Origin of the sequence: Bacteroides sp. Marseille-P3684, from assembly GCF_900291465.1 — a bacterium.
Lineage (GTDB): Bacteria > Bacteroidota > Bacteroidia > Bacteroidales > Bacteroidaceae > Phocaeicola_A.
Map to the genome: position 1 here is coordinate 761,454 of NZ_LT985808.1, position 25,775 is coordinate 787,228.

Here is a 25,775-nt window from a genome sequence, read left to right on the forward strand (position 1 = left end):
GGAGTGCCAAAAACCGGCAAGCCCCTGCGTCTCGTGGGGAGAGGCAGGGGCTTGAAGTTCGTTTGCGCCGTAAGCAATGCGGGATTACTTACGCAAGTTCAGAGCTTTCAGGATGGCGCGGTAACGCTCGATGTCGCGATCCTTGAGGTAGTTCAACAATGCGCGGCGTTTGCCGACGAGAGTAGTCAAAGCTCTTTCTGTGCTATGATCTTTACGGTTGCGCTTCATGTGCTCCGTCAAGTGGGAAATACGGTATGAGAACAATGCTATCTGCGCTTCAGGTGAGCCAGTATCAGTGTTAGACTTTCCGTATTGTCCAAAGATCTCTTGTTTCTTTGCAGCGTCTAAGTACATAATGAGTTAGTTTAAAATTGATTTGCGGGCGCAAAGATAGACAATATTCCTCAATGCGCAATGCCTATTCAAAGATTTTCTTGTAACTTTGCGCCCGAAAATTTAAGGTAATAGTATGCAGAATATAAGAAACATCGCAATCATTGCGCACGTCGACCACGGGAAGACGACGCTCGTCGACAAGATGATGTTGGCGGGACACCTCTTCCGCAATGATCAGACAAACGGCGTGCTTGTATTGGATAACAACGACTTGGAACGCGAACGAGGGATAACGATTCTTTCGAAGAATGTATCAATCAACTACAAAGATACCAAAATCAACATCATCGACACTCCGGGACACGCCGACTTCGGCGGAGAGGTGGAGCGTGTGCTCAACATGGCGGACGGCTGCATCCTGCTCGTCGACGCCTTCGAGGGACCCATGCCGCAGACCCGGTTCGTCCTCCAGAAGGCACTGCAAATCGGGCTGAAGCCCATCGTTGTGGTGAACAAGGTCGACAAGCCCAACTGCCGCCCCGAGGAGGTCTACGAGATGGTGTTCGACCTCATGTTCTCACTCAATGCCACCGAGGACCAGCTCGACTTCCCCGTCCTCTACGGTTCGGCAAAGAACAACTGGATGGGCGAGGACTGGCGCAAGCCTACCGACAGCATCACCCCGCTGCTCGACGCCATCATCAAGTACATCCCTGCCCCCAAACAGCTGGAGGGCACTCCCCAGATGCTCATCACTTCACTCGACTTCTCATCCTATACCGGACGTATCGCCGTGGGCCGCGTGCACCGCGGGACGCTCACCGAGGGCATGAACATCACCCTGGCACGCCGTGACGGGACGCTCGTGAAGTCGAAAATCAAGGAACTGCATACCTTCGAGGGACTCGGACGCAAGAAAGTCCAGTCCGTCTCTTCGGGCGACATCTGCGCCGTTGTCGGTCTGGAAGGATTCGAAATCGGCGACACCATCTGCGACTTCGACAACCCGGAACCGCTGCCGCCCATTGCCATCGACGAGCCGACCATGAGCATGCTCTTCACCATCAACGACTCGCCTTTCTTCGGACGGGAAGGCAAGTTCGTCACTTCACGCCACATCCAGGACCGCCTCACCCGCGAGCTCGACAAGAACCTTGCCCTCCGCGTCCGCAAGACCGAGAACGAGGACGGCAAGTGGATTGTCTCCGGCCGAGGCGTGCTGCACCTCTCCGTCCTCATCGAGACCATGCGCCGCGAAGGCTATGAGCTTCAGGTGGGACAGCCGCAGGTCATCTACAAGGAGATTGACGGCAAGAAGTGTGAGCCCATCGAGGAGCTGACCATCAACGTCCCCGAGGAATACTCCAGCAAGATGATTGATATGGTCACCCGACGCAAGGGCGAGCTGACGTCGATGCAGACCATCGGCGACCGGGTCGACATCGAGTTCGACATCCCCTCGCGCGGCATCATCGGACTGCGTACGAACGTCCTCACGGCATCTGCCGGCGAAGCCATCATGGCGCACCGCTTCAAGGAGTACCAACCCTACAAGGGCGACATCGAACGCCGCACCAACGGTTCCATGATTGCCATGGAGACGGGTACCGCCTTCGCCTACGCCATCGACAAGCTCCAGGACCGCGGACGCTTCTTCATCTATCCGCAGGAGGAGGTCTATGCCGGACAGGTCGTGGGCGAGCACGTGCATGAGAACGACCTCGTCATCAACGTCACCAAGTCGAAGAAGCTCACCAACATGCGTGCGTCGGGCTCTGACGACAAGGCGCGCATCATCCCGCCCGTCATCTTCTCGCTCGAGGAGGCTCTCGAATACATCAAGGAGGACGAGTACGTGGAGGTGACGCCCAAGAGCATGCGCATGCGCAAGGTCATCCTCGACGAGACCGAGCGCAAGCGTGCCAACAAAGTGTAAGGCTGTACAAGCAAACATTCTTTAATAGTTCTCGGAAGCGCGGACAGCGCCGGGGTGCTCAGGGCATCCGGTGCATCCGCGCTTCTTCTTTTATCCCTGCCACACTGACTGCCCAATTGTTAATAAATGAGTAGCCGTGTCGTCATAACGGCTGATTTTCCGTATATTTGTCAACCGTGCTTCTGCGGAAGCCTTCAAGTCTCCGGCTCATGGGAGCCGAAACCATAAACCTAAACACTCGTACACTTATGAAGTTTTTTCCTAACCTGCAACCAACCTTCACGCGACGTGTCGCCTATCCGGGACTGGCAGTCCTCGTTGGGCTGTCCGTCATCTGCGCACTGTTCCCCAGGCAGACCAACGCCTGCCTTGCATCCATCCAGACGCTCATCTACGACAAGCTGAGCTGGGCTTACACCCTGATGATATCGTTCTTCTTCATCTTCCTCTGCGTGCTGGCGTTCAGCAAGATCGGTGCCATCCGTCTGGGAGCGGACAGCTCCCGTCCGCAGTACAGCTTCTTCTCGTGGATAGCCATGCTCTTTGCCGCCGGGATGGGTATCGGACTGATGTACTTCGGTGTGGCGGAGCCCATGTCCCACTACGTCAACCCTGCCTTGCCCGACACGCTCAATCCTGCCAAGGAGGCGCAGCTCGCCACGTTCTTCCACTGGGGCATCCATGCCTGGTCCATCTTCGGACTCATGGGGCTGATTCTCGCCTACTTCTCCTTCCGCTACAAACTTCCGCTTGCCATCCGCAGCGGACTCTACCCCCTCCTGCGCAATCGCATCAATGGACGGGTGGGCGATGTGGTCGACATCTTCGCCCTGGTCAGCACCTTCTTCGGCATCGCGACCTCGCTCGGCTTCGGTGTCGTACAGCTCAACGCCGGACTGGTGCACCTGGGCATCCTCCGCGAGTCCAGCTTCCTCTTCCAGGCGCTCATCATTGTGGTGGTCAGCTCCATGGCGATTGCGTCGGCTGTCGCCGGGGTCAACAAGGGCGTCAAGCGGCTGAGCGAAATCAACCTGACGATGGCAATCGTACTGATGCTCTTCGTCCTCCTGCTCGGACCGACCGCCTTCCTGATGAATGCCTTCAGCGAGGGCATCGGCTATTACATCAACCAGTTCGCCAACCTCACCTTCAAGACCTTCGCCTTCGAGAAGGACGGCGTCGGGTGGTTCACCGGATGGACCGTCATGTACTGGGCGTGGTGGATCAGCTGGGCACCGTTCGTCGGGCTGTTCATTGCCCGCATCTCCAAGGGACGCACCATCCGCGAGTACATCCTGGCGGTGCTGCTCGTCCCCTCGTTCTTCATCTTCCTGTGGATGACGGTCTTCGGCAACAGTGCCATCTACATTGACCGCAACGTGGTGCACGGCGCCCTCTCGGCGCTCGCCGGCAACCCCGACGTGCTGCTCTTCAAGTTCCTCGAACAGTTCCCCCTCGCCACACCCCTGTGCGTGCTCACGCTGATGATGATTGCCGTCTTCTTCGTCACCTCCGCCGACTCGGGCATCCTGGTGATGAACAGCATCTCGTCGAACAACCGCCCCAATGCGCCCAAGTGGCAGAACGCCTTCTGGGGCATCCTGCTCGCCACCATCACGATGGCGCTCCTCTATGCCGGCGGCCTGCAGTCGCTCCAGACGATGACGCTCATCTCCGCCCTCCCGTTCGGCGTCATCATGGTGCTCCTCTGCCTGTGCCTGCTGCGTGCCCTGCGCACCGACAGGCTCTACCACAGCTCCAAGCGGCCCTATGGCAGCGCGACCTGGGACGGCAGCCACTGGCACGAAAGGCTCGACCAGATTCTGACCTTCTCGCAGAAGCGGGACATCAAGCGCTTCTTCGCCGAGAAGGTGCAGCCCGCCTTCGAGGAGCTGCGCGACGAGCTGAGCCGCAAGGGCATCGACGCACACATCCTCACGGGGCAGAACGGCAAGCTCTCCATCGAGCTGCAAATCCCCTTCGAGAAGGTGTGGAACTTCCGTTACGGCGTGACCACCGAGGTGCAGAGCATCTCCGACTACATCATCGGCGAGGACAACACCCCCGACGTGGACTCCAACAAGCAGTATCTCCCGGTGACCTACTACACGGACGGCAGGATGGGATACGACATCCAGTATTTGAATAAGGAGGAAATCATCGCCGACGTCCTCCGCGAGTACGAACGATACATCCGTGTCGTGGCGGACGAACAGAAGGCGATGATGTTTGTCGACAAGAAGCGATACAACGGATAAATTGACAATGGACAATTGACAATGGACAATGGCCGTTCGGCGTGCTTGTCTTCCTGCTGAGGAAGGATGACACGCCGAACGGTCTATTTGGGAGGTATCACCAATTGTCAATTGTCAATTGTCAATTGAAACGATTGTCAATTGTTAGAACGGGAACAGCAGCGGGAGCACGAATATCATCACGATGCCCATGATGACTTGTAGCGGAAGGCCCACCTTGATGTAGTCCATGAAGGTATACTGTCCGGCAGGCATCACCAACGCGTTGGGCGGCGTGGAGAACGGAGAGGCAAAGCACATGCTGGCGCCCAGGGTCACTGCGAAGAGGTAGGGCACGGGGCTCACGCCGAGAGCCTCCGCACTGTGGAGCGCGATGGGTGCCAGCAGGACGGCCGTGGCGGTGTTGCTGATGAACATCGTCATCAGCGAGGTCGTGAAGTAGATGCCTGCCATGAGCGCCATGGGACCGTAGCTGCCCAGTCCGCTCACCAGCGTGCTGGAGATGTAGTCGCTCGCACCGGTCTTCTCCAGCGCCAGCGACATGGGCAGCATGGCGGCAATGAGCACGATGCTCTCCCAGTTGATGGTCTTGTAGGCAGCCTCCACGTTGCGGAAACACCCCGTGAGCACCATCAGGAGGGCGGCAATCATCACCGCCGTCACCGGCTCCACGGGGATGAAGTCGAACACCATCATGGCGACCATGAGTACCATGATGGCAGCCGCCACGGGCGCCTTGTAGTCGAGCGTCACACGTGCCGCCTCGGCAAGCGGCTGACCCAGCACCACCCAGTCGGCATCCTCGCGTTCCAGGCGGGCGATGTTCTCCCACGTACCCTGCACGAGCAGCACGTCGCCCCCGTGGATGGCCTCGCGTCCCAGGTCGTTGAGCAGGTACTCCTTCTTGCGGCGGATGCCCAGTACGTTCACGTTGAACTTGTCGCGGAAGCCCGCCTCCTTGACCTGACGGTTCACGATGTGCGCCGTCGGCATGACCAGAATCTCGGCGATGCCGATGTCGTAGAAGTCGAGCACGTTCGACGTGCTTGCCGCCTCCTCCGTCGTGTGCCCGTCGATGAGGGCGAGGCGGTAGTCGTCAGCCAGCAGCTTCACCTGGTCGAAGTCCCCCTTCACATAGAGGATGTCGCCTCCCTGCAACGCCGTCTCCGGGTCGGCAAGCTTCTGCGTGATGGTCTTCAGGAAGCGGTGCTGCGAGATGTCGCCGCGCCGCACCTCGAGGATGTCCAGCCCGTAGCGCCGGCGGATGTCCAGGTCGACGATGGTGCGCCCTTCCGCCTCAGAGCCTCCCGGCACCTGCAGACGGAAGAGGTTGCTCGACAGCCCGTATTCGCGCACGAGCTGGGAGAGCGACTTGCCCGAGCGGTGACGGTCGTCGCGCTTCTGTCCGCGCTTGGCGAGCACCCACTTGCTCAGCGGGAGGAGCACCAGCAGACCCACGGCGAGGCAGACCAGGCCGACGGGGAGGAAGGAGAAGAACGACAGCGGCTCATAGCCTGCTGCCGTCAGGGTGTTCTGGATGACGAGGTTGGGCGGCGTACCGATGAGCGTCATCATGCCGCCCATGCTGCTGGCGAAAGCCAGGGGCATCAGCAGACGGCTGGAGTTGACGCCCGCGCCCGCCGCCATGCTCACCACGATGGGCAGCATCAGGGCGACCGTACCCGTGTTGCTGACGAAGGCGCCGATGGCTGCCGTCACGAGCATGATGAGCACGAAGAGGCGCAGTTCGCTCTCGCCGGCAAGCTTCAGGATGCGCGCGCTTATCATCTTCGCCAGTCCGGTCTGGAGGATGGCGCCGCCCACGACGAACAGCCCCACCATCATGATGACCACGTTGTTGGAAAAGCCCGAGAGCGCCTCGTCGGGCGTGAGGATGTGAAACAGCAGCAGTGCCACCAGCGCACAGAGCGCGACGATGTCCGAGCGGACCTTGCCGTTGACGAAGAACACGGCGGAGAGGAGTAGGATGAGGAGTGTTATCAGCATAAGTCAGTCTAGTTTGAAGCGACGGGAGGGAGCGGGGTGCGGGACGTCCGCCGGCGCCTCCCCGTCAGGATGATATAAAAAGAGAAAGGAGCCGGGCAAGATAGTTTGTCCGGCTCCTTTCAGCCTGTTCATGAAATGAGGGTGTGCACGTCTGCGACGGCACGGTGGGGCTTACTGGCGTGCGCCATATTGCCCGTCGAGGTAGCAGAGGGCCGTGTCGCCCATCTTGCGGATGCGGTCGACGATGTTCTGCACGGTAGCCTCCTCTTCCACTTGTTCGCGGACGAAGCTCCAGAGGAAGTCCTCCGTCGGTTTGTCATTTTCCGCCTTGGCGATGTCGAGCAGCGAGTTGATTTGCTCCGACACGTGGCACTCATGTTCGTACACATGCTCGAACACTTCCAGCGGGCTTCCCCATCCGGTGGGGACCACGTCGACCTTGTCTACCGTCACCTTGCCACCACGCTTGATGACATAGTCAGCCATGCTGTAGGCGTGTGCCAATTCCTCATCAGACTGTTTCTTCATCCAGTGTGCAAAGCCGTCGAAGCCCTCCATCTTGAGGTAGAAGGACATTGACATGTAGAGATTGGCAGACCACATCTCTGCCGTTACTTGCTCATTGATGGCTTTTTGCATTTTCTCACTAATCATAGCTGTAATATATTTAGTTGGTGAATAATACGTTTGTACACGTCCGGGGCGGCAAAAAGCGTACCGGACAGGGGCGCGCTGACAAATCGTCACTTCAGCAGGCGCCAGGCGAAGCCGTCCTTCGTGTCCTTGACTTCGAAGCCCAGGGCGGTCAGCTCGTTGCGGATGCGGTCGCTCGTCGCCCAGTCCTTGTTCGCCTTGGCGGTCATGCGCTGCTGGAGCAGCATGTCGACCGCCTTGCCGAAAGCTTCCTCGCGGGCAGCTCCCGTGCCCTGTTCGCGCTGCATGCCGAGCAGGTCGAACAGGAAGAGGTCGAAGACCGCCTTCAGCTCTTCCAGGTCGGTGGCAGAGAGGGTTGCCTTTTTGTCATAAGCGGTATTGATGGCCTTGCAGGCGTCGAAGAGGTGTGCGATAACGATGGGAGAGTTGAAGTCGTCGTTCATGGCGTCGTAGCACTTCTGCCGGAGGCCGGACACGTCCACGCTCGACGTGGCGGACGGCTGGATGTGGCAGAGGTTGTCATACGCCTCCATGAGCCGCTGCATCCCCTTCTCGGCAGCCTGGAGAGCCTCGTTGCTGAAGTCCACCGTGCTGCGGTAGTGTGCCTGGAGGATGAAGAAGCGGATGGTCATCGGGCTGTACGACTGCGAGAGCAGCGGGTGCGTCCCGTTGAAGAACTGGTCGAGGGTGATGAAGTTGCCGAGGCTCTTGCCCATCTTCGTCCCGTTGATGGTAATCATGTTGTTGTGCATCCAGTAGTGCACCATGTCGTCGCCCTGCGATGCCACGCTCTGTGCAATCTCGCACTCATGGTGGGGGAAGACGAGGTCCATGCCGCCGCCGTGGATGTCGAAGTGGGCGCCGAGGTACTTCCGTCCCATGGCGGTGCACTCGCAGTGCCATCCCGGGAAGCCGTCGCTCCAGGGGCTGGGCCAGCGCATGATGTGCTCCGGCTGTGCGCTCTTCCACAGGGCGAAGTCGGCGGGATTGTGCTTCTCCTGCTGGCCGTCCAGCTCGCGGGTGGTGTTGAGCACGTCGTCGAGGTTGCGTCCCGAGAGCTTGCCGTAGTGGTGGTCCTTGTTATACTTTGCCACGTCGAAGTAGACCGAGCCCTGGCTCTCGTAGGCATAGCCGTTGGCAAGGATTTCCTTGACGAGCTGTATCTGCTCGATGATGTGTCCCGATGCGAGGGGCTCGATGCTCGGCGGCAGGACGTTCAGCTCCTCCATGGCCTTGTGGTAGCGGTTGGCATAGAACTGTGCCACTTCCATCGGCTCGAGCTGCTCCAGCCGTGCCTTCTTTGCAATCTTGTCCTCTCCCTCGTCGGCGTCGTGCTCCAGGTGTCCCACGTCGGTGATGTTGCGGACGTAGCGCACCTTGTACCCCAGGTGTTGCAGGTAGCGGAAGACGAGGTCGAACGTGATGGCAGGGCGTGCATGCCCCAGGTGGGCGTCACCGTAGACGGTGGGACCACAGACGTACATGCCCACATGAGGAGCATGCAGGGGAATGAACTCCTCCTTCTTGCGGGACAATGTATTGTAGATGTACAGTTTTTGTTCCATAGATGGTTGTGTTTAGTTGAGTAGCTACAAAGATAGGCTTAAATTGACAATTGACAAAGTTTCCGGGACAATTGACAATGGATAATTGACAATTGACAATGTCCCTCCGGTGTGTGCCCCCGTCCGTCAGGCGGCGGATACAGGGGCGACCGGTCGGGCGTCCGTCCCCACATTGTCAGTTGTTCCTTGTCAATTGTCAATTGTAGAGACCAGCTTGTAGAGCTTGTCGCTGGGGCGTATCTTCTCGGGCACCTTGAAGGAGACGTGTACCCCCTTGTCCACATGGTCCACCGAGCGGAGGTCTACGCGCGGGTCCTCCAGCTTCAGGAAGAGCGCTCCCGTGGTGGGGCCCGTGATGAGCAGGTCGTCCCCGACGTGAAGGTCCGACGCCTCCGTCAGGAACTCCGCCACGCCGAGCTGCGAGAAGTACTTCATGCCGCGGCCCACGTAGACCTTCTTCTGCGTCGCCTCCGAACCGTAGCGCCGGCTCCACTCGCCCAGGCGTTGCCCCAGGTAGTAGCCGTCCCAGAAGCCGCGGTTGAAGACCGTCTTGAGGCGTTCCTCCCACGCAGCCACCTTCTCGGGCGTGAACGTCCCGTCGAGGCAGGCGGCGATGGCCTGCTTGTAGCACTCTGCGACGATGCGGACGTATTCGGGTCCGCGTGCCCGTCCCTCGATTTTGAACACACGGACGCCCGCCTCGATCATGCGGTCCATGAAGTGGATGGTCTTCAGGTCCTTGGGCGACATGATGTACTTGTTCTCCACATCCAGCTCGATGTTGCTGTCCCGGTCGCGCACGGTGTAGGCGCGTCGGCATATCTGCGTGCACGCACCGCGGTTGGCGGACGAGTTCAGCTCGTGCAGGCTGAGGTAGCACTTGCCGGAGACTGCCATGCAGAGCGCGCCGTGACAGAACATCTCGATGCGCACCTGCTGTCCGCCGGGTCCGCAGATGTTCTCCTCGACGATGTGTCGGTGAATCTCCCGCACCTGCTCCAGGTTCAGCTCCCGGGCGAGGACGACGACGTCGGCAAAACGCGCGTAGAAGCGCAGCGCCTCGATGTTGGAGATGTTGAGCTGCGTCGACAGGTGCACCTCCTGACCGATGCGGTTGCAGTAGTCCATCACCGCCACGTCGGCAGCGATGACGGCGGAGATGCCTGCCTCGTGAGCCGCATCGCAGATGCGTCGCATGAGCTCCAGGTCCTCGTCGTAGATGATGGTATTGACGGTAAGGTAGCTCTTCATGCCGTGCGCGTCGCAGGTGGCGGCAATCTCCTTCAGGTCGTCCACGGTGAAGGTGTTGGCGGAGTGTGCCCGCATGTTGAGGTTCTCGATGCCGAAGTAGATGGAATCGGCCTTTGCCTGTATGGCGGCGGCAAGCGACTCGCGCGAGCCCACCGGAGCCATAATCTCGAAGTCGTTTATGGAATAGGTTGTCATGATGTTGGGTCTCAATTTGGTTACCGGGTGCAAAGGTAACGATTTTCGGTTGAACCGTTGTGTTGCGGACGGGAGGTGGCGGTTGTGTCGTTTTGTCAAAACGTCAAATGAATCGCCCGGGAAGGGGCTTCGTTGCGCCAAAATACGGATTGGTGACCGGGAATGAATTTTCAGGCGGTTTGCGAAATGCACCTTGACGGTTTTTCCGTCGGTTTCCTTTCCTTCTGCACGGTTTTTCTCTTCCTGCGTTCCCTTCCGTCGGTCTTTTCACACGGACGGACGCAATTTCACACATCGGGAATCGTGCCCCTTCGGGCTCTAAAAAATGGGGACAGGGGGCTGTTTTCGTACGGACGCGTCGGTACGACGGTGCGGACACGTCGGTACGGTGGTGCGGACGCGTCCGTACGAAGCCAGTCACAGGTGCTTCGGACCGTGAAAATGGGTTCGGCGGATGCTTTTTTCGCGTTAGAAAAGGTTTATTTGTGTGAATGGACGTTACTTTTGGCGCATTCTGGCGTCCATGTCTTAAAATATTTAACGCGCGATTTTCTGGAAGGGAGAAATTTGCGAAAGTACGCGTCAGCTGAAAACGCCGAATCGGGAAAATGTGGTGTTAAAACCGGCGAAACGGTGTCATTGTGACAAACGGACTTTGCGGAAAGGGTCCTCACACCGGACGGACGTTGTCACTTGTCAACTATCAATTGTTAATTGGAGGGGCGGAACGAGGCTCCAAAACATGTTTTACAGCAGAGAATACCAGTTTTTCCATCATTTGTGTCAGTTTTTACACCGTCGGAACGGAGGTTCGGGCTTTCTTTGCGAGCAATCTAAACATGAAAAATATGAACTACCGAGGAAACACACACACGAGCGTCTCCCGTCACACGGGTAGATGTCTTTCGAAAAACACACTGTTTGCCTGTAGCCTCTCGTTGGGCATGATGATGGCGCCGCAGCTGCTCCTGGCGGCGGACGTGAATGCCGCAACCGATGTCCAGGCTGCCGTCACTCAACAGAACAGGTCGGTCACCGGACGGGTGGTCGACGAGAAGGGGGAACCGCTCATCGGCGTATCCATCCAGGTGAAGGGTACGAAGCTGGGAACGGTGACCGACTTCGACGGTAATTTCAAACTCAACGCACCTGCGGACGCCACACTTGTCATCTCCTACGTGGGCTTCCGTACGCAGGAAATCGAACTGAAAGGGCGCTCCGACTGCCAGGTCAGCATGGTCCCCGATGACCAGCTGCTCGACGAGGTGGTCGTGGTGGGCTATGGCGTGGTGAAGAAGTCCGACCTGACAGGCTCCGTCGGGAGCGTGAAGTCGGACGTGATTTCGGCACGCGGCTCGACGTCGGTCATGGAGAGTCTCCAGGGACAGGTCGCCGGTGTGAACATCACCCAGTCTTCGAGCCGCGCGGGCGACGGGTTCAGCATCCAGATTCGTGGTAAGAGCTCGCTCAACGACGGGGAGCCCCTCTACGTCATCGACGGGGTGGTATGCGACAACATGGACTTCCTCAACCCGATGGACATCGAGAAGGTAGACGTCCTCAAGGATGCCTCCTCGACGGCTATCTACGGTTCACGCGCCACGAACGGCGTGCTGATGATTACGACCAAGAAGGGCGCACCCGAGGAGTCGCGCGCGACCGTCAGCTATGACGGATACTACGGCGTGAAGCACACGACGAACATGCCCGACTTCATGGACGGTGACCAGTTCCTCAACTGGCGCTTCTACCGCTACTTCGAGTCGTCGATGGACAGCAGTACGGGTCTGACGACATGGAACATGACGGACGCCAACTACCAGAACTTCTGGGGCGGGGGCAGCGAGGTCGTCAAGGACATGTACCGCAACAAGCGTTACACCGACTGGGTGGACCTGGTGACACGCACCGGCTCGCAACAGAACCACTTCGTCAACATCACCGGCAACGCGCGCGACATCAGCTATCGCGTCGGCCTCGGCTACCAGAACGAGGAGGGCGTGCTCTATGACGGCTACAGCCGCTGGAACCTGAAGGGAGCCGTCGACCATAAAATCTCCGACAAGGTGTCGGCAGGATTCTCCACCAACATGGCAACGTCGCTCAAGGAGAGCGGCAGCAACTACGCCGTCCTCTCGGGCTTCCGCATGACGCCGACGATGCCGGCGTACTACTGGGAGGGGGAGAATGCCGGCGAGCTCATCGTCCAGCCGGGCAAGGATGCCGCCATCTATCCCAACGGCGGCGGACCGACCTCGAACATCAACCCGCTGGTCGACCGCGAGAACTCCAAGGACAACACACGCTCCTATGACATCATGGCGAACCTCTACCTGCAGTACAGCCCCATCAAGGAGGTCATCCTGAAGACGACCTTCTCGCCCATGTACACGAAGAGCGAGCGGGGCACGTTCTACAACGGCAACACGCAGTACCGCTCGGGTAAGACGAACATGGCGGAGAAGTACAACGACCAGGTGTTCTCCTACACATGGGACACGCAGGCGAACTTCATCAAGTCGTTCGGCGACCACAACGTGAACGTGCTGGGCCTGTTCAGTGTCTACGACCAGCGGATGGAAGGCGACTACATGGGCGTGGTCGATATGCCGTTCGACGTCGACTGGCACAACCTCGGCTCGGGAACGGTGCAGAGCCAGTCGAGCTACTATGAGCGCATCACGATGTTGTCTTACGTGGCGCGCGTCAACTACGACTACAAGGGCAAGTACATGGTGACCGTATCCTCGCGCTGGGATGGCAGCTCGAAGTTCAGCGAAGGGAACCGCTGGGGTATGTTCCCCTCGGCAGCCGTCGCCTGGCGCATGACCGAAGAGAAGTTCATGGAGCCGGTACGCGGCTGGCTGAGCAACCTGAAGCTCCGTGCCAGCTTCGGTGTGACGGGTAACAACGCGGGCGTAGGTCCCTACGACACGCAGGCGCTCGCCAACGTGAAGTACTACTACAACTTCGGCAGCACGGTAGCCAACGGCTTCGGCTACACGATGATCAACCCCGACCTCACGTGGGAACGGACGACGGAGTTCAACGTCGGCGTGGACTTCGGCTTCCTGGACAACCGCATCAACGGTTCGGTGGACCTGTACAACAAGAACTCCAGCGACCTGCTGATGGAGATGCAGACGCCGCTCGAACTGGGCTCCTACTCGGGCGCCGTGGTGAGCAACGTCGGCAAGGTGAACAACAAGGGTATCGAGGTTCAGCTGAACACGAACAACGTCCGCACGAAGGACTGGAACTGGACGACGTCGTTCTCCTTTGCCCGCAACATCAACAGCATCCGGGAGCTGAATGGAGGCAAAGAGGACCTCGTGGGCAACAAGTGGTTCATCGGCAGCCCCATCGACGTGGTCTACGGCTACAAGTACACGGGCGTCTGTACGCGTGAAGAGGCACAGGCCATGGCGCAGGACCCGAACATAAAGACCAAGTTCTATGAGGGCGAGATGAAGATTTACGACAAGACCGGCGACGGCGTCATCGACGCGAACGACAAGATGATTCTCGGCCATTGCGCACCGACGTGGACGGGAAGCTTCGTCTCGAACCTGACCTACAGGAACTGGGACCTCAGCCTGAACATCTACACGAGCCAGGGAGGCACGGTCTACTCTCCGTTCATGGGCGAGTTCACCGACTACTCGCAGCGCGGCATGCAGCGCCTGAACATCGACTACTATATCCCCGAAGGCGTACCGACGCTTGCCGAGGACGGCTCGATGACGACCACGACCTCGACGCACTACGGCAGCTGGCCCTTCCCGACGAACGGCGGCAACGGCAAGGGCGGCGGCTCCTACTGGCTGTCCGGTGCCAGCGAAGACCGCTCGCAGTACTTCGTGGACAACTCGTACGTGAAGATAAAGAACATCACCCTGGGCTACACCTTCCCGACGTCGTGGCTCAAGAAGCTGCACATCTCCCACCTGCGTCTGTATGCCAACGTGGTCAATCCCGTAGTGTGGACGGACTACAAGGGCTTCGACCCTGAGTGGGCGGACGCACAGGTCGGCGACGGTACCGGCGGTGTGAGCGCCACGAGCTGGCAGTTTGGTATTAACTTAAAATTCTAATGCAATCATGAAACACCTATACATTTTCGCACTTGCGGCCTCCCTGGCGTTTACCGCCTGCTCGGACTTTTTGGAGCAAGACAACAAATCGAACGTCCCCACCGAGGAGTTCTACAACACGGCGAACGGCTTCGCCAGCCTCACGAACAGCGCCTACTCCTCGCTCCGCACCATCTACAGCGCACAGCCCCAGCTCTTCGTGGCGGGCACGGACCTCTATGCCGACGGCAAGAGCCAGGGCGTGGTCATGGGACAGTACACCTTCACGACCGATGAAGGCATCATCAAGGACTTCTACGACCGTTGCTACAAGGGCATCCAGCTCGCCAACAGTGTCATCGCGTACGGCGAGACGACCGAGGACAACGCCCAGCGCCTGCAGTACATCGACGAGGCGCGTTATCTACGGGCATGGTGGTACTTCCAGCTCGTGCAGCAGTTCGGTCCGGTGGCGCTGAACACCGAGATGTTCGAGTCCGCCGTGATGAGCCACGAGCGCACCGACCTCGCCACGGTCTACCAGTTCATCATTGATGAGTTTACCTACCTGGCGTCCGCAGACTCGCATCTGCTGGAGCGCGCCTCTTCCGGCGTCGGTCGTGCCAATAAGCGGGCAGCCGCCTTCTATGCCGCCAAGGCATACCTGACACGTGGCTGGCTCGACGGCACCGACTACGAGGCACAGGAGGCATCCATCGCCCAGGCGTCGGACTTCGACAACGCCGTGACCTATGCCCGGCAGGCCATCAACGGGGAGCTTCCCGCGCTCTCCATCGAGGAGGCGTTCGACGTCAATAACGAAGAGAACGACGAACTGTTCTGGAGCGTGCAGTACAGCAGCTCCGCCGTGGAGAACCCCGTTGACGACGGGTCCTACCAGCAGGCACAGTTCGGCGCCTACCAGGGTGGCTCCGAGAAGCCACGCAACAAGGCGATTGACGGCAACTTCGCACCGTCCCTCCGTCTCCAGCAGATGTACACGCGCGGAGACGGCCGACTGGAGCAGACCTTCATGCTGGAGTTCCATGAGGCATACTTCGACTGGTACACCAACCCGACGTCGAAGATACTCTACTACTATGCTCCCGCCTGGGCGACCGACGAGGACATCGCTGCCTGGCGTGCCGACGACCCGAACGGCATCAAGACCGAGACCATAGTCAGCAAGACCGTCGCCGAGGGCGGCATCGCACCGTCCAACGGTCAGCCGGCTTCCTACAAGGACCGGCGGACGCAGGACTTCGGCAACGCCGCCATCAAGAAGTTTGACGACTACACCGAGACCTCCATTGCCAACCGGAGCACCACGTGCAGCATGCACGACGTTGTCCTGGCACGCCTGGGCGAAGCCTACCTGATCGCCGCTGAGGCTTACTACAAGAAGGGCGACATGCAGCAGGCTGCGGAGATGATCAACAACCTGCGTCAGCGTCCCGGAACCATCAAGAGTGGCTACGAGACAGCCATGCACGTCGACGCTGCCGACATTACCATCGACTTCATCCTCGACGAGCGCGCCCGCGAGCTGGCAGGCGAGTACGTCCGCTGGACCGACCTGAAGCGCACGCACAAGCTCATCGAGTACGTCACCGAGTACAACGAGGACGGTGTCGAGCTCAGTGCGCTGACGGGACCCGACGGCAAGTACAAGATCCTGCGCCCCATCCCGCAGGCCGCCATCGACCTCAACCAGGCTCACGTGGAGCAGAACCCCGGCTATTAAGCCTCCCGCCTGGCAGACTGAACATGCAGTAGACAAGCTCTCTCCTGCCTCCTCCATTCTCCTCGGGGAGAGTGGGGGAGGCTTCTGCCGTCTCTGCGATCCCATTACTCCTTATTCCCGACTTTTATGCTGAAACAACTCCTCTCTCTCTTTCTGGGCATGACGGCGCTGTCCGTCCCCCTTGCCGCCCAACAGACGTCGCCCGACACCTGGGGCGACCAGGGCAATGGCACATACATCAACCCCATCCTCAACGCCGACTACTCCGACCCCGACGTCATCCGTGTGGGCGAGAAGTACTACATGGTCGCCTCCGACTTCCACTTCCTGGGCATGCAGGTGCTCGTCTCGGATGACATGGTCAACTGGCGCCTCCTCTCCCAGGTCTACAGCCGCTTCGACTTCCCGGGCTGGGACACGAACGAACGCTATGCCGGCGGCTCGTGGGCACCTGCCATCCGCTACCACGACGGGAAGTTCTGGATTTTCTTCTGCACACCCGACGAGGGACTCTTCATGACCAACGCCACCGACCCCGCCGGGCCGTGGAGCCCCCTGACGAACGTCTGCCACGTGCCCAAGTGGGAAGACCCGTGCCCCTTCTGGGACGATGACGGACAGGCGTACCTCGGACGCAGCATCCACGGCGCAGGCCCCATCATCATCTACCGCATGAGCCCCGACGGCACCCGCCTGCTCGACGAGGGACGGACCGTCTACCGCGGACCGGTGGCGGAGGGCACGAAGATTCACAAGCGCAACGGGTACTACTACCTCAGCATCCCCGAAGGGGGCGTCTCCAAGGGGTGGCAGACCGTCCTGCGCTCGAAGAGCATCTACGGCCCCTATGAGAAGCGCGTGGTGCTCGAACGCGGCACGACCGACATCAACGGACCGCACCAGGGAGCGATGGTCGACACGCCGGAGGGCGAATGGTTCTTCTTCCACTTCCAGCAGTACAACCCGCTGGGACGCGTCGTCCACCTGCAACCCATGCACTGGGAGGATGACTGGCCCGTGGTCGGCGTGGACATCGACCGCAACGGTGTCGGCGAACCGGTCGCATCGTGGACCAAGCCGCGGGGAACCCGTGACGTGCCCGTCGAAGTGCCCCGCACCGATGACGACTTTAGCGGACCGTCGCTCGGATTGCAGTGGCAGTTCAACCACAACCCCGTGGACGATGCCTGGTCGCTGACCGAACGTCCCGGCACGCTCACCCTCCACGCCCTGCAGGCAGACGACTTCCGCCGGGCACGCAATACGCTCACCCAGAAGACTATGGGCTACCGCGGCACGGCGACCGTACGCATGGACTTTGACGACCTGGCGGACGGACAGCGCTGCGGCATCGCCTGCATCGGCAAGGCAAACAGCCTGCTGGGCATCCGCCGCGACGGAGCGGACACCCGCCTCTACCTCGAACACGGGGGCACGGAGGCTGCCTCCTTCCCCGTCAGCGGGACGACCGTCTACCTCCGTCTGCAGGCGGACGCACGGGCGAACCGCTACACCCTGCTGTACAGTACCGACAACCGCAACTTCACCGCCGCGGGCGACGCCTTCCCGATGGAGTTCGGCAACTGGAAGGGGGTGCGCGTGGGGTTGTACTGCTACAACGTGCGGCAGGCAGCGGGCAGTGCCTCCTTTGACGACTTTACCTACCGCCACGACGGACCGGCACGCCGTCAGCCGATGACACCGCAGGAGGCCATTGTCAGCCGCATCGCCACCACCTCCTTCCCCGACCGCACCTTCACCGTCCGCCTGCCTGAAAAGGCTGACGAGAGCCTCCGGGTCATCCAGCAGGCCATCGACTCCTGCTCGTGGCTCGGCGGAGGGACCGTCCGTGTCACGGCCGGACACTACCCCCTCAACGGACCGCTGCGCCTGAAGAGCGACGTCAACCTCCACCTCGACGAGGGCGCCTATCTGCAGTTCAGCGGACGGGCGGACGACTTCCTCCCCGTGGTGCTGACCCGCTGGGAAGGCACGGAGATGTACGGACACTCCCCCATGATTTATGCCTACCATGCCAACAACATTGCCATCACGGGCAGCGGCACCATCGACGCCCAGGGCGGCAAGGAGTTCGCCGCATGGAGCCGGATTGAGGCACCGGACCGCGACCGCCTGCGGGAGATGGGCGACAAGCTCGTGCCCGTCCAGGAACGCGTCTTCGGCAAGGGCACCGTCCTGCGTCCGTCGTGCATCCAGCCCCTGGGCTGCTCGCGCGTGCTCATCGAGGGCGTGACCATCAAGGATTCCCCCTTCTGGACCATCCACCCGGTGCTCTGTGACAATGTCATCGTCCGCGGGGTGACCATCGACAGCCACTTCCCCAACAACGACGGCTGCGACCCGGAGGGAACGTCGAACGTGCTCATCGAGCGTTGCACCTTTCGCACCGGCGACGACGCCATCGCCATCAAGTCAGGACGCGACACCGACGGCCGCTCCATCGGACGTCCCTCGCGGAACATCGTCATCCGCGACTGCATCTTCCACTCCGAGTGCAACGGACTGTGCATCGGCAGCGAGATGTCCGGCGGTGCCTCCGATGTCTATATGAGCAACATCGAGATAGGCACGGTCAAGAACGCCCTCTACTTCAAGTCCAACCGCGACCGGGGCGGCTACATCCGCCGCGTCTTTGTCGACAGCATCACGGTGGAGCGCGCCAAGGGCGCCATACTCCGCTTTGAGACCAACTACTTCGGCTTCCGCGGGGGGAACTACCAGGCACTCTATGAGGACTTCCACATCAGCCACGTCCAGGCTGAGAAGGCGGACCACTACGCCGTGTTCATGGACGGTAACGAGGTGTACCCGATACGCAACGTCCGCATCCACGACTTCCACGTCGGCGAGGCACCGCACGCCCACTACCTGAAGAACACCGAGGGCGTCCGCTTCACCTCGTCGTCGGTCAACGGCACCCCGCTGCCCGAACAACCGGAGGAAAGCCCCGAACGGGTCACGCTGGAGGTCTACTGAACGTGCGTTAATTGACAATTGACAATGGACAATTGACAATGTCCCTTCGTTGTGACCATGAATCCATCAGGCGGCCCCTACATTCACCGCCTGACAGGGTGGGGGACACACCGAAGGGTCATTGTCCATTGCGCATTGTCAATTGTCAATTATCTTTGCACCGCATTTCCACGAGATAACACCTATGAAGACAGCTTACACCAACAAAGAGATTCTGAAGATAGCCTATCCCTGCCTGATCAGCCTGGTCATGGAGCAGCTCATCGGAATGACCGACACCGCGTTCCTGGGGCGGGTCGGCGAAGTCGAACTGGGCGCATCGGCGATTGCCAGCGTCTACTACCTCGTCATCTTCATGATGGGCTTCGGCTTCAGTGCGGGCGCACAAATCATCATGGCACGCCGTAACGGCGAACAGAACTACCGGGAGGTCGGTGCCATCTTTTACCACGGACTCTACTTCCTCCTCGCCTTTGCCGTGCTCGCCTTCGGGCTGACCAAGGCGCTTTCGCCCCTGCTGCTGGAGCGCATCATCGACGACCCCGACATCTGTGCGGCAGCCGAGAGCTACATCGACTGGCGTATCTTCGGCTTCTTCTTCTCCTTCGCCGCGGCGATGTTCCGCGCATTCTACATCGGCACCACCCAGACGAAGACCCTGACGCTGAACTCCGTCGTCATGGTCCTGTCGAACGTGGTGTTCAACTACATCCTCGTCTTCGGCAAGCTGGGCTTCCCCGCCCTGGGCATCGCCGGAGCCGCCATCGGCTCGTCGCTCTGCGAGCTGGTGTCGCTGGTCTTCTTCATCGTCTACACCACACGGCGCATCGACTGTGCCAAGTACGGGCTTGCCCACCGCGTGCGTTTCCGGATGCGTACGCTGCGGAGCATCTTCACCGTCTCGTTCTGGACCATGATACAGAGCTTCCTGACGCTGTCCACGTGGTTCCTCTTCTTCCTCTTCGTCGAGCACCTGGGCAAGGAGCCGCTTGCCGTGTCGAACGTCGTGCGCAGCGTGTCAGGATTCTTCTACATGATTGTCGCCGCCTTCGCCGCCACGTGCGGGTCGCTGGTGAGCAACCTCATCGGTGCCGGCAAGACCGACGCCGTCCTGCCCACCATCCGTCAGCACATCCGCCTGTGCTACCTCTTCGTGCTCGGGCTGGGTGTCCTCGTGGCAGTCTTTCCCACCGCGGTCATCAGCATCTACACCAACATCCCCGAGCTTCAGGCGGCGACTGTCCCCTCGCTGCTCGTCCTGTGCACGGCGTACGTCTTCCACGTCCCCGGCATCATCTATTTCCAGTCCATCTCCGGTACGGGCAACACGCGGATGGCGTTCCTGCTGGAGGTCATCGTCCAGGTGGTCTATGTCGCCTACTGTGTGGTCCTCATCAACTGGCTGCGCGCGGACGTCGCCGTCTGCTGGACGACCGAGCACATCTACGGACTGGCACTGCTCGTCTTCTGCTCCATCTACATCCACCGCGGCGGATGGCGCGGCAAGGCGGTCTGACCCCGTCTGTGTCGGGCGGACGGCGCCTGCCTTCCGACGCGGCTGTCAATTTGTCAAAATGTCAAACGAATCGCCCGAGAAGGGGCTTCCCTGCACCAAAATACGGATTGGTGACCGGGAAGGCCCTTCTCGGGCGATTTGCCAAATGCACCCTGACGCCTTTTCTGTCGTTTTCCTGTCCTTCTGCTCGCTGTTCCTTGTCCTGCATTCCCTTCTGTCGGTCTATTCACACGGACGGACGCAATTTCACACTCACGGAATCGTGCCCCTCCGGTCGCTAAAAAGTGGAGACAGGTGGCTGTTTTCGTACGGACGCGTCGGTACGACGGTGCGGACACGTCGGTACGGTGGTGCGGACGCGTCCGTACGAAGCCAGTCACCGGTGCTTTCGTCGGCGAAAATGGGTTCGTCGGATGCCTTTTTTGCGTTAGAAACGGTATAATTATGTGAATAACGGTTTATTTCGATGCGTTCTGAAGGACGTATCTTAAAATATTTAACGCACGATTTTCTAATTGGGACAAAATTGCGAAAATGTGCGTTACCTGAAAACGCCGAATCGGGAAAATGTGATGTTAAAACCGACGTTTTAATTGACAATTGTCAATTGATGTTCGTTGGACCGGGCGACCAGACCGGTCGCCCCTGCATTCACCGCCTGATGGATTCAGGCATACGCCGAAGGGCAATTGTCAATTGTTCCTTGTCAATTGTCAATTGATAAAGGTCGCCCCTACATTCACCGCCTTGCGGTTTCGTTCTTCACGCCGAAGGGCAATTGTCAATTGTTCCTTGTCAATTGTCAATTATTTTGTTATCTTTACGAGCTGTTACGATACACGCTTATGAGAATCCGCATATACCTGGGTCTGTACATTCTTTTCACCCTTTTCACCCTGTCCGGGCACAGCCGGGCGGGAGCGTTGCCGCAATATGCCGTCCGAGCCTACGGTCCGAAGGACGGGCTGGGGCACGGCTTCATGCACGACATCCTCCAGGACCGCGAGGGCGTGATGTGGTTTGCCACATGGAACGGGCTGAGCTGCTTCGACGGCTACACCTTCCGCAACTTCAAGGCAGGCGCCGATGGCACACATCCCTTCACCAGCGGACGGGTGCTCTCCATCACCGAGGACTCCGTCGGCTGCCTCTGGCTCGTGTGCTACGACAACTCCGTCTACCGCTTCGACCCGCGCGACGAGCGTGTCCTCCCCATTCCGCTGACAGGCGGACGCCGCACCGCGCAGACTGCCGTCGTCCGTCCCCTTGTCGGCGGTGTGGTCTGGGTCCTGGGCAACGGCACCGCTGTCCGTGCCTCTTACGATGCCGACAGCCAGCAGCTTGCCCTGCGTCCGCCCGTCAACCTCGCGTCGTGTGGCGAGCTGACGGACGTCCACCGCGACGACCGCGGGCAGGAGTGGATACTCTCCTCCCGGGGGCTCTTCCGCTTTGACCCGCTGACGGAGATGCTGCGTCCCGTCCGGTTGCCCGGTGCCCCGGAGACTGCCCTGCGGACGCTGATGGAAGACGGACGCCGCCTGCTCGTTGCCGGCGACAGCGGCCGCGTGTTCGTCTGCGACAAGGCGACCCGCCGGCTCACCCTCCACCGTCTGCCCACCCCTGCCGCCGTGACCGACATCGCCCGGTGCGCGGACGGCAGCCTGCTCTTTTCCACCGACGGCGACGGGCTGTTCCTCGCCACCCCTTCCGACACCCTCCACTTCTCGACACGCACCCCCGGCGGACCTGCGGACGACCATATATATAAGGTGTACATCGACCGTCACGGACTCGCCTGGCTGGAGTATGCCTCCCTCGGCATCGGGCTGTTCGACCCATCGCACCGCCGCTTCACCCACTTCCTCATGCGCGACGAGCACGGGCGTCCGCTTGCCACCGAGACGGGCGTACTCCTGGCGGAAGACGCCAACGGCATCCTCTGGGTCCACCCCAAGGGTGGCGGGCTGGCATGGTATGACCGTCCGTCGAACACCCTCGTGCCCTTCAACCCTGCCCAGCGGACGCATGAGTGGCGCTCGAACGACCGCTGTTTCTCCATCTGCACCGACCGTCAGGGGAACCTCTGGATGAGTACCCTCCTGGGCGGACTGACGAAGATTACCTTCCAGCACGCCTTCTTCCACCTCCTGCCCCTCGATGCCGACGACCCCGAGTCGCCCGGGAACGAGGTGCGCGCCCTCCTGGTCGACCGTCAGGGACGCACCTGGGCAGGCACGCGCAACAACGAGCTGCTCGTGCTCGACCCCTACAAGCATCTGCTGGGCAGGCTGGACCCGTCCGCCGGACGCATCGTCTCCCGTGAGAGCGCAGCCACGCGCTTTGCCAGGGTTTACGCCGTGATGCAGGACCGCGACGGCGACATCTGGGTGTCGACCAAGGGGCAGGGCATCTACCGCCTCCGTCCGTCGGGCGAAGGACGCTTCCGGACGGAGCACTACACCCACTCGTCGGTCGACCCCTACAGCCTGAGTTGCGACGAGGTCTACCACCTGTTCGAGGACAGCCGCGGGCGCGTCTGGGTGGCTACCTACGGCGGCGGGCTCAACCTCGTACGCTTCCAGTCCGACGGCAGCTTGCGCTTCCTCCATGCCCGCAACGAGCTGAAGAGCTTCCCCCTGCGCCACTACTACAAGCTGCGCCACGTCAGCGAGGACAGTCGCGGACGCATCTGGGTGTCGTCCACCGTCGGTGCGCTCGCCTGCGACGGCAGTTTCAGCCGTCCGTCGGACATCCGCTGGACCCGCTGCCTCGACCACTGCGACGTGCACATGGTGGACTGCCTGCCCGGGGGCGGGGTCTTCGCCGCTACCTTCGGACAGGGACTGCAGGAGCTGACCTCCTTCGGCGGGGGCAAGGCGTCGTTCCGTGCCTACACCCACGCCGACGGGCTGATAGCCGACATCATCTACGCCATCCGTCCGGACGACCGGGGCAACCTCTGGCTCGCCACCGAGAAGGGACTCATCAAGTACCGTCCTGCCGACGCGACCTTCGAGCACTATGAGAACGACTTCACCGCCTTCAACATCCAGTTCAGCGAGGGTGCGGGCACCTTTGCCGGGACACAGATACAGCTGGGCACGACGAAGGGCATCTTCTACTTCAACCCCGCGGAAGTGTTCAAGAACACCTTCACCCCCACCATCCGCCTGTCCGCCCTCGTGACGGACCACCGCACCGTCTCCCCCGGCGACAGCACGGGCATCCTGCGGCACACGCTCAACCACACGTCGCTCGTGTGCATCCCCCACGGCATCCACACCGTCGGCATCCGCTACGCCGCCCTTGACATGTCGAACACCGAGGACATCCAGTACGCCTACCGGCTCGACGGCTTCGACCGCGAGTACCGCTACGTCGGGGAGAGCCGCGAGGCGACCTACACCAACCTGCCGCCGGGGCACTACACCTTCCGCGTGAAGTCCACGAACAGCGAGGGCGTGTGGCGCGACAACGAGAAGACGCTGGCAGTCGAGGTGCTGCCTTCCTTCTGGCAGACACCCTGGGCATGGCTGCTCTACACGGCGGGAGTCGTCGGGCTGTTCGTGCTGGTGCTCCGTCTCTACCGCGCTTTCTACCGGCTGAAGGACAAGGCGGAGCGTGAGGAGCTGATGGCACAGTTCAAGCTGAAGTTCTTCACCGACGTGTCCCACGAGCTGCGCACCCCGCTGACGCTCATCTCCGGTCCGCTGGAGTACATGCTCGCCCGTTCGCCGCTGACCGACGATGTACGCGGCCGCCTCCTGACGGTGAAGCACAACAGCGACCGTCTGCTGAGGCTCGTCAACCAGATACTCGACTTCAACAAGCTCCAGGACAACCGCCTGAAGCTCTACGTGCGCCGGCTCGACCTCTCCTCGCTGCTGGAGCGGACGGTCGCCGACTTCCGCCTGCTCGCCGAGAAGCGCGACATCCGTCTGAGCTACGGACATCCCTCCGGCGACGTGTGGGTGTGGTGCGACGCCGAGAAGATGGAACAGGTCGTGGGCAACCTGCTGTCCAATGCCTTCAAGTATACCCCTGAGCATCGTGCCATCCGCGTGGAGCTGACAACCGACGGAGGCGCCGCCGTCATCCGTGTCACCGACGAGGGGGTGGGCATCAGCCCGCAGAAGCTGCGGACCATCTTCGGACGCTTCGAGACCTCGCCCGGTCCCGACTTCACGGGCATCCCGGGCACCGGCATCGGGCTGGCGCTCACCAAGGAGCTGGTGGAGCTTCACGGCGGCACCATCGGCGTGCGGAGCCGTCCCGGCGAAGGGAGCTGCTTCACCGTGACGCTTCCTCCGGGCAGGGACCACTTCCCGGAGGACACGGAGTTTCTGCTGACGGACGCGACGGCGCCCTCCGTCCCGACGTCCGTGCCGGCGTGTCCGCAGCCTGCCGCCCCTGAATCCGGCGAGGAGACCGCCTCCAGCAGCATGCTCATCGTGGAGGACAACGACGAGCTGCGCCGCTTCATCGCCGAGGTGTTCAGCCCCGACTTCCGCGTCGTGGAAGCCCGTGACGGCGAAGAAGGCCTGGCGTCGGCACGTACCCTCATGCCCGACATCATCCTGACGGACATCATGATGCCGCGCCGTGACGGCCTGTCGCTCCTGCGCGAGCTGCGCGCCGACATCGGCACAAGCCACATCCCCGTCGTCCTGCTCACCGCAAAGGCAGACTCCGACAACCGCCTCCGGGGGCTGGAGACAGGAGCCGACGCCTACATTGTCAAGCCTTTCGGCATCTCCTACCTGCGTGCCCAGGTGGACAACCTGCTGGAGCGGCGCAAACGTCTGCAAGCCTACTACGGCAACCCCCACCGCACCCCCGTGCCCGACGAGCCGGAGGCGGACCGTCCGTCGGACACCCTCACCGCGGGCGACCGGGAGTTCCTGGAGAAGCTCGACGCCCTCATCGACCGCGAGCTGGACAATCCCGACCTCTCCGTGGAGCAGCTCGTGGAGCACTTCAGCTTCGGCAGGACCGTCTTCTTCCGCAAGCTCAAGGCACTCACCGGCAAGTCGCCCATCCTCTACATCAAGGAGGCGCGCATGACCCGTGCCGCCCGCCTGCTGAAGGAGCGCCGCAACAGCATCGCCGAGATAGCCTACGCCGTCGGGTTCAGCGACCCGCACTACTTCAGCAAGAGCTTCAAGCAGTACTACGGCGTCTCCCCGACCGACTACGCCGGCGACCCGGACTGACCCTCCGCCGGGGCAGGGGGCGGCATCCTG

12 protein-coding genes are annotated in these 25,775 nt (G+C 60.8%); 7 read left to right on the plus strand and 5 right to left on the minus strand.

Annotation, left to right across the window (positions count from 1 at the left end; genetic code table 11):
- Positions 1–84: 84 nt before the first annotated feature.
- Positions 85–354, minus strand: a complete 270-nt coding sequence (gene rpsO, locus C8275_RS02995) for a 30S ribosomal protein S15 (protein WP_022385368.1) — start codon at positions 352–354, stop codon at positions 85–87.
- A gap of 115 nt (positions 355–469) precedes the next feature.
- Here rpsO and typA point away from each other — a divergent pair, with 115 nt between their 5' ends.
- Both typA and C8275_RS03005 read left to right on the plus strand, forming a co-directional pair.
- Entirely contained in the window at positions 470–2,272 is a 1,803-nt protein-coding gene (gene typA, locus C8275_RS03000) for a translational GTPase TypA (protein WP_022385369.1), read from the plus strand.
- A 248-nt stretch (positions 2,273–2,520) separates the two neighbouring features.
- The gene (locus C8275_RS03005; protein ID WP_022385370.1) at positions 2,521–4,530 is read left to right on the plus strand and encodes a BCCT family transporter; all 2,010 of its coding nucleotides are present in this window, start codon (positions 2,521–2,523) and stop codon (positions 4,528–4,530) included.
- A gap of 144 nt (positions 4,531–4,674) precedes the next feature.
- Here C8275_RS03005 and C8275_RS03010 read toward each other — a convergent pair whose 3' ends face one another.
- From C8275_RS03010 to C8275_RS03025, 4 genes are all read right to left on the minus strand, one after another.
- A complete protein-coding gene (locus C8275_RS03010; protein WP_106484045.1) occupies positions 4,675–6,537 on the minus strand; it encodes an SLC13 family permease in 1,863 nt (620 codons plus the stop codon).
- 171 nt (positions 6,538–6,708) lie between these two features.
- Positions 6,709–7,191: a ferritin gene (locus C8275_RS03015; RefSeq protein WP_106484046.1), complete on the minus strand. Its 483-nt coding sequence runs from the start codon at positions 7,189–7,191 to the stop codon at positions 6,709–6,711.
- 89 nt (positions 7,192–7,280) lie between these two features.
- Positions 7,281–8,756: a cysteine--tRNA ligase gene (gene cysS / locus C8275_RS03020; RefSeq protein WP_106484047.1), complete on the minus strand. Its 1,476-nt coding sequence runs from the start codon at positions 8,754–8,756 to the stop codon at positions 7,281–7,283.
- A 189-nt stretch (positions 8,757–8,945) separates the two neighbouring features.
- Positions 8,946–10,202, minus strand: a complete 1,257-nt coding sequence (locus C8275_RS03025; RefSeq protein WP_022385374.1) for a peptidase U32 family protein — start codon at positions 10,200–10,202, stop codon at positions 8,946–8,948.
- An 848-nt stretch (positions 10,203–11,050) separates the two neighbouring features.
- On the opposite strand from C8275_RS03025, the gene C8275_RS03035 reads away from it, so the two are divergent.
- From C8275_RS03035 to C8275_RS03055, 5 genes are all read left to right on the plus strand, one after another.
- Positions 11,051–14,296, plus strand: coding sequence for a TonB-dependent receptor (locus C8275_RS03035; RefSeq protein ID WP_106484049.1), 3,246 nt, complete (start codon positions 11,051–11,053; stop codon positions 14,294–14,296).
- A gap of 7 nt (positions 14,297–14,303) precedes the next feature.
- Positions 14,304–16,019, plus strand: coding sequence for a RagB/SusD family nutrient uptake outer membrane protein (locus tag C8275_RS03040; RefSeq protein WP_106484050.1), 1,716 nt, complete (start codon positions 14,304–14,306; stop codon positions 16,017–16,019).
- 159 nt (positions 16,020–16,178) lie between these two features.
- Positions 16,179–19,016: a family 43 glycosylhydrolase gene (locus C8275_RS03045; protein ID WP_234395793.1), complete on the plus strand. Its 2,838-nt coding sequence runs from the start codon at positions 16,179–16,181 to the stop codon at positions 19,014–19,016.
- A gap of 184 nt (positions 19,017–19,200) precedes the next feature.
- On the plus strand, positions 19,201–20,532 hold the full coding sequence (locus tag C8275_RS03050; RefSeq protein WP_106484052.1) for an MATE family efflux transporter: 1,332 nt from the start codon (positions 19,201–19,203) through the stop codon (positions 20,530–20,532).
- 845 nt (positions 20,533–21,377) lie between these two features.
- On the plus strand, positions 21,378–25,745 hold the full coding sequence (locus C8275_RS03055; RefSeq protein WP_106484053.1) for a two-component regulator propeller domain-containing protein: 4,368 nt from the start codon (positions 21,378–21,380) through the stop codon (positions 25,743–25,745).
- Positions 25,746–25,775: the final 30 nt, after the last annotated feature.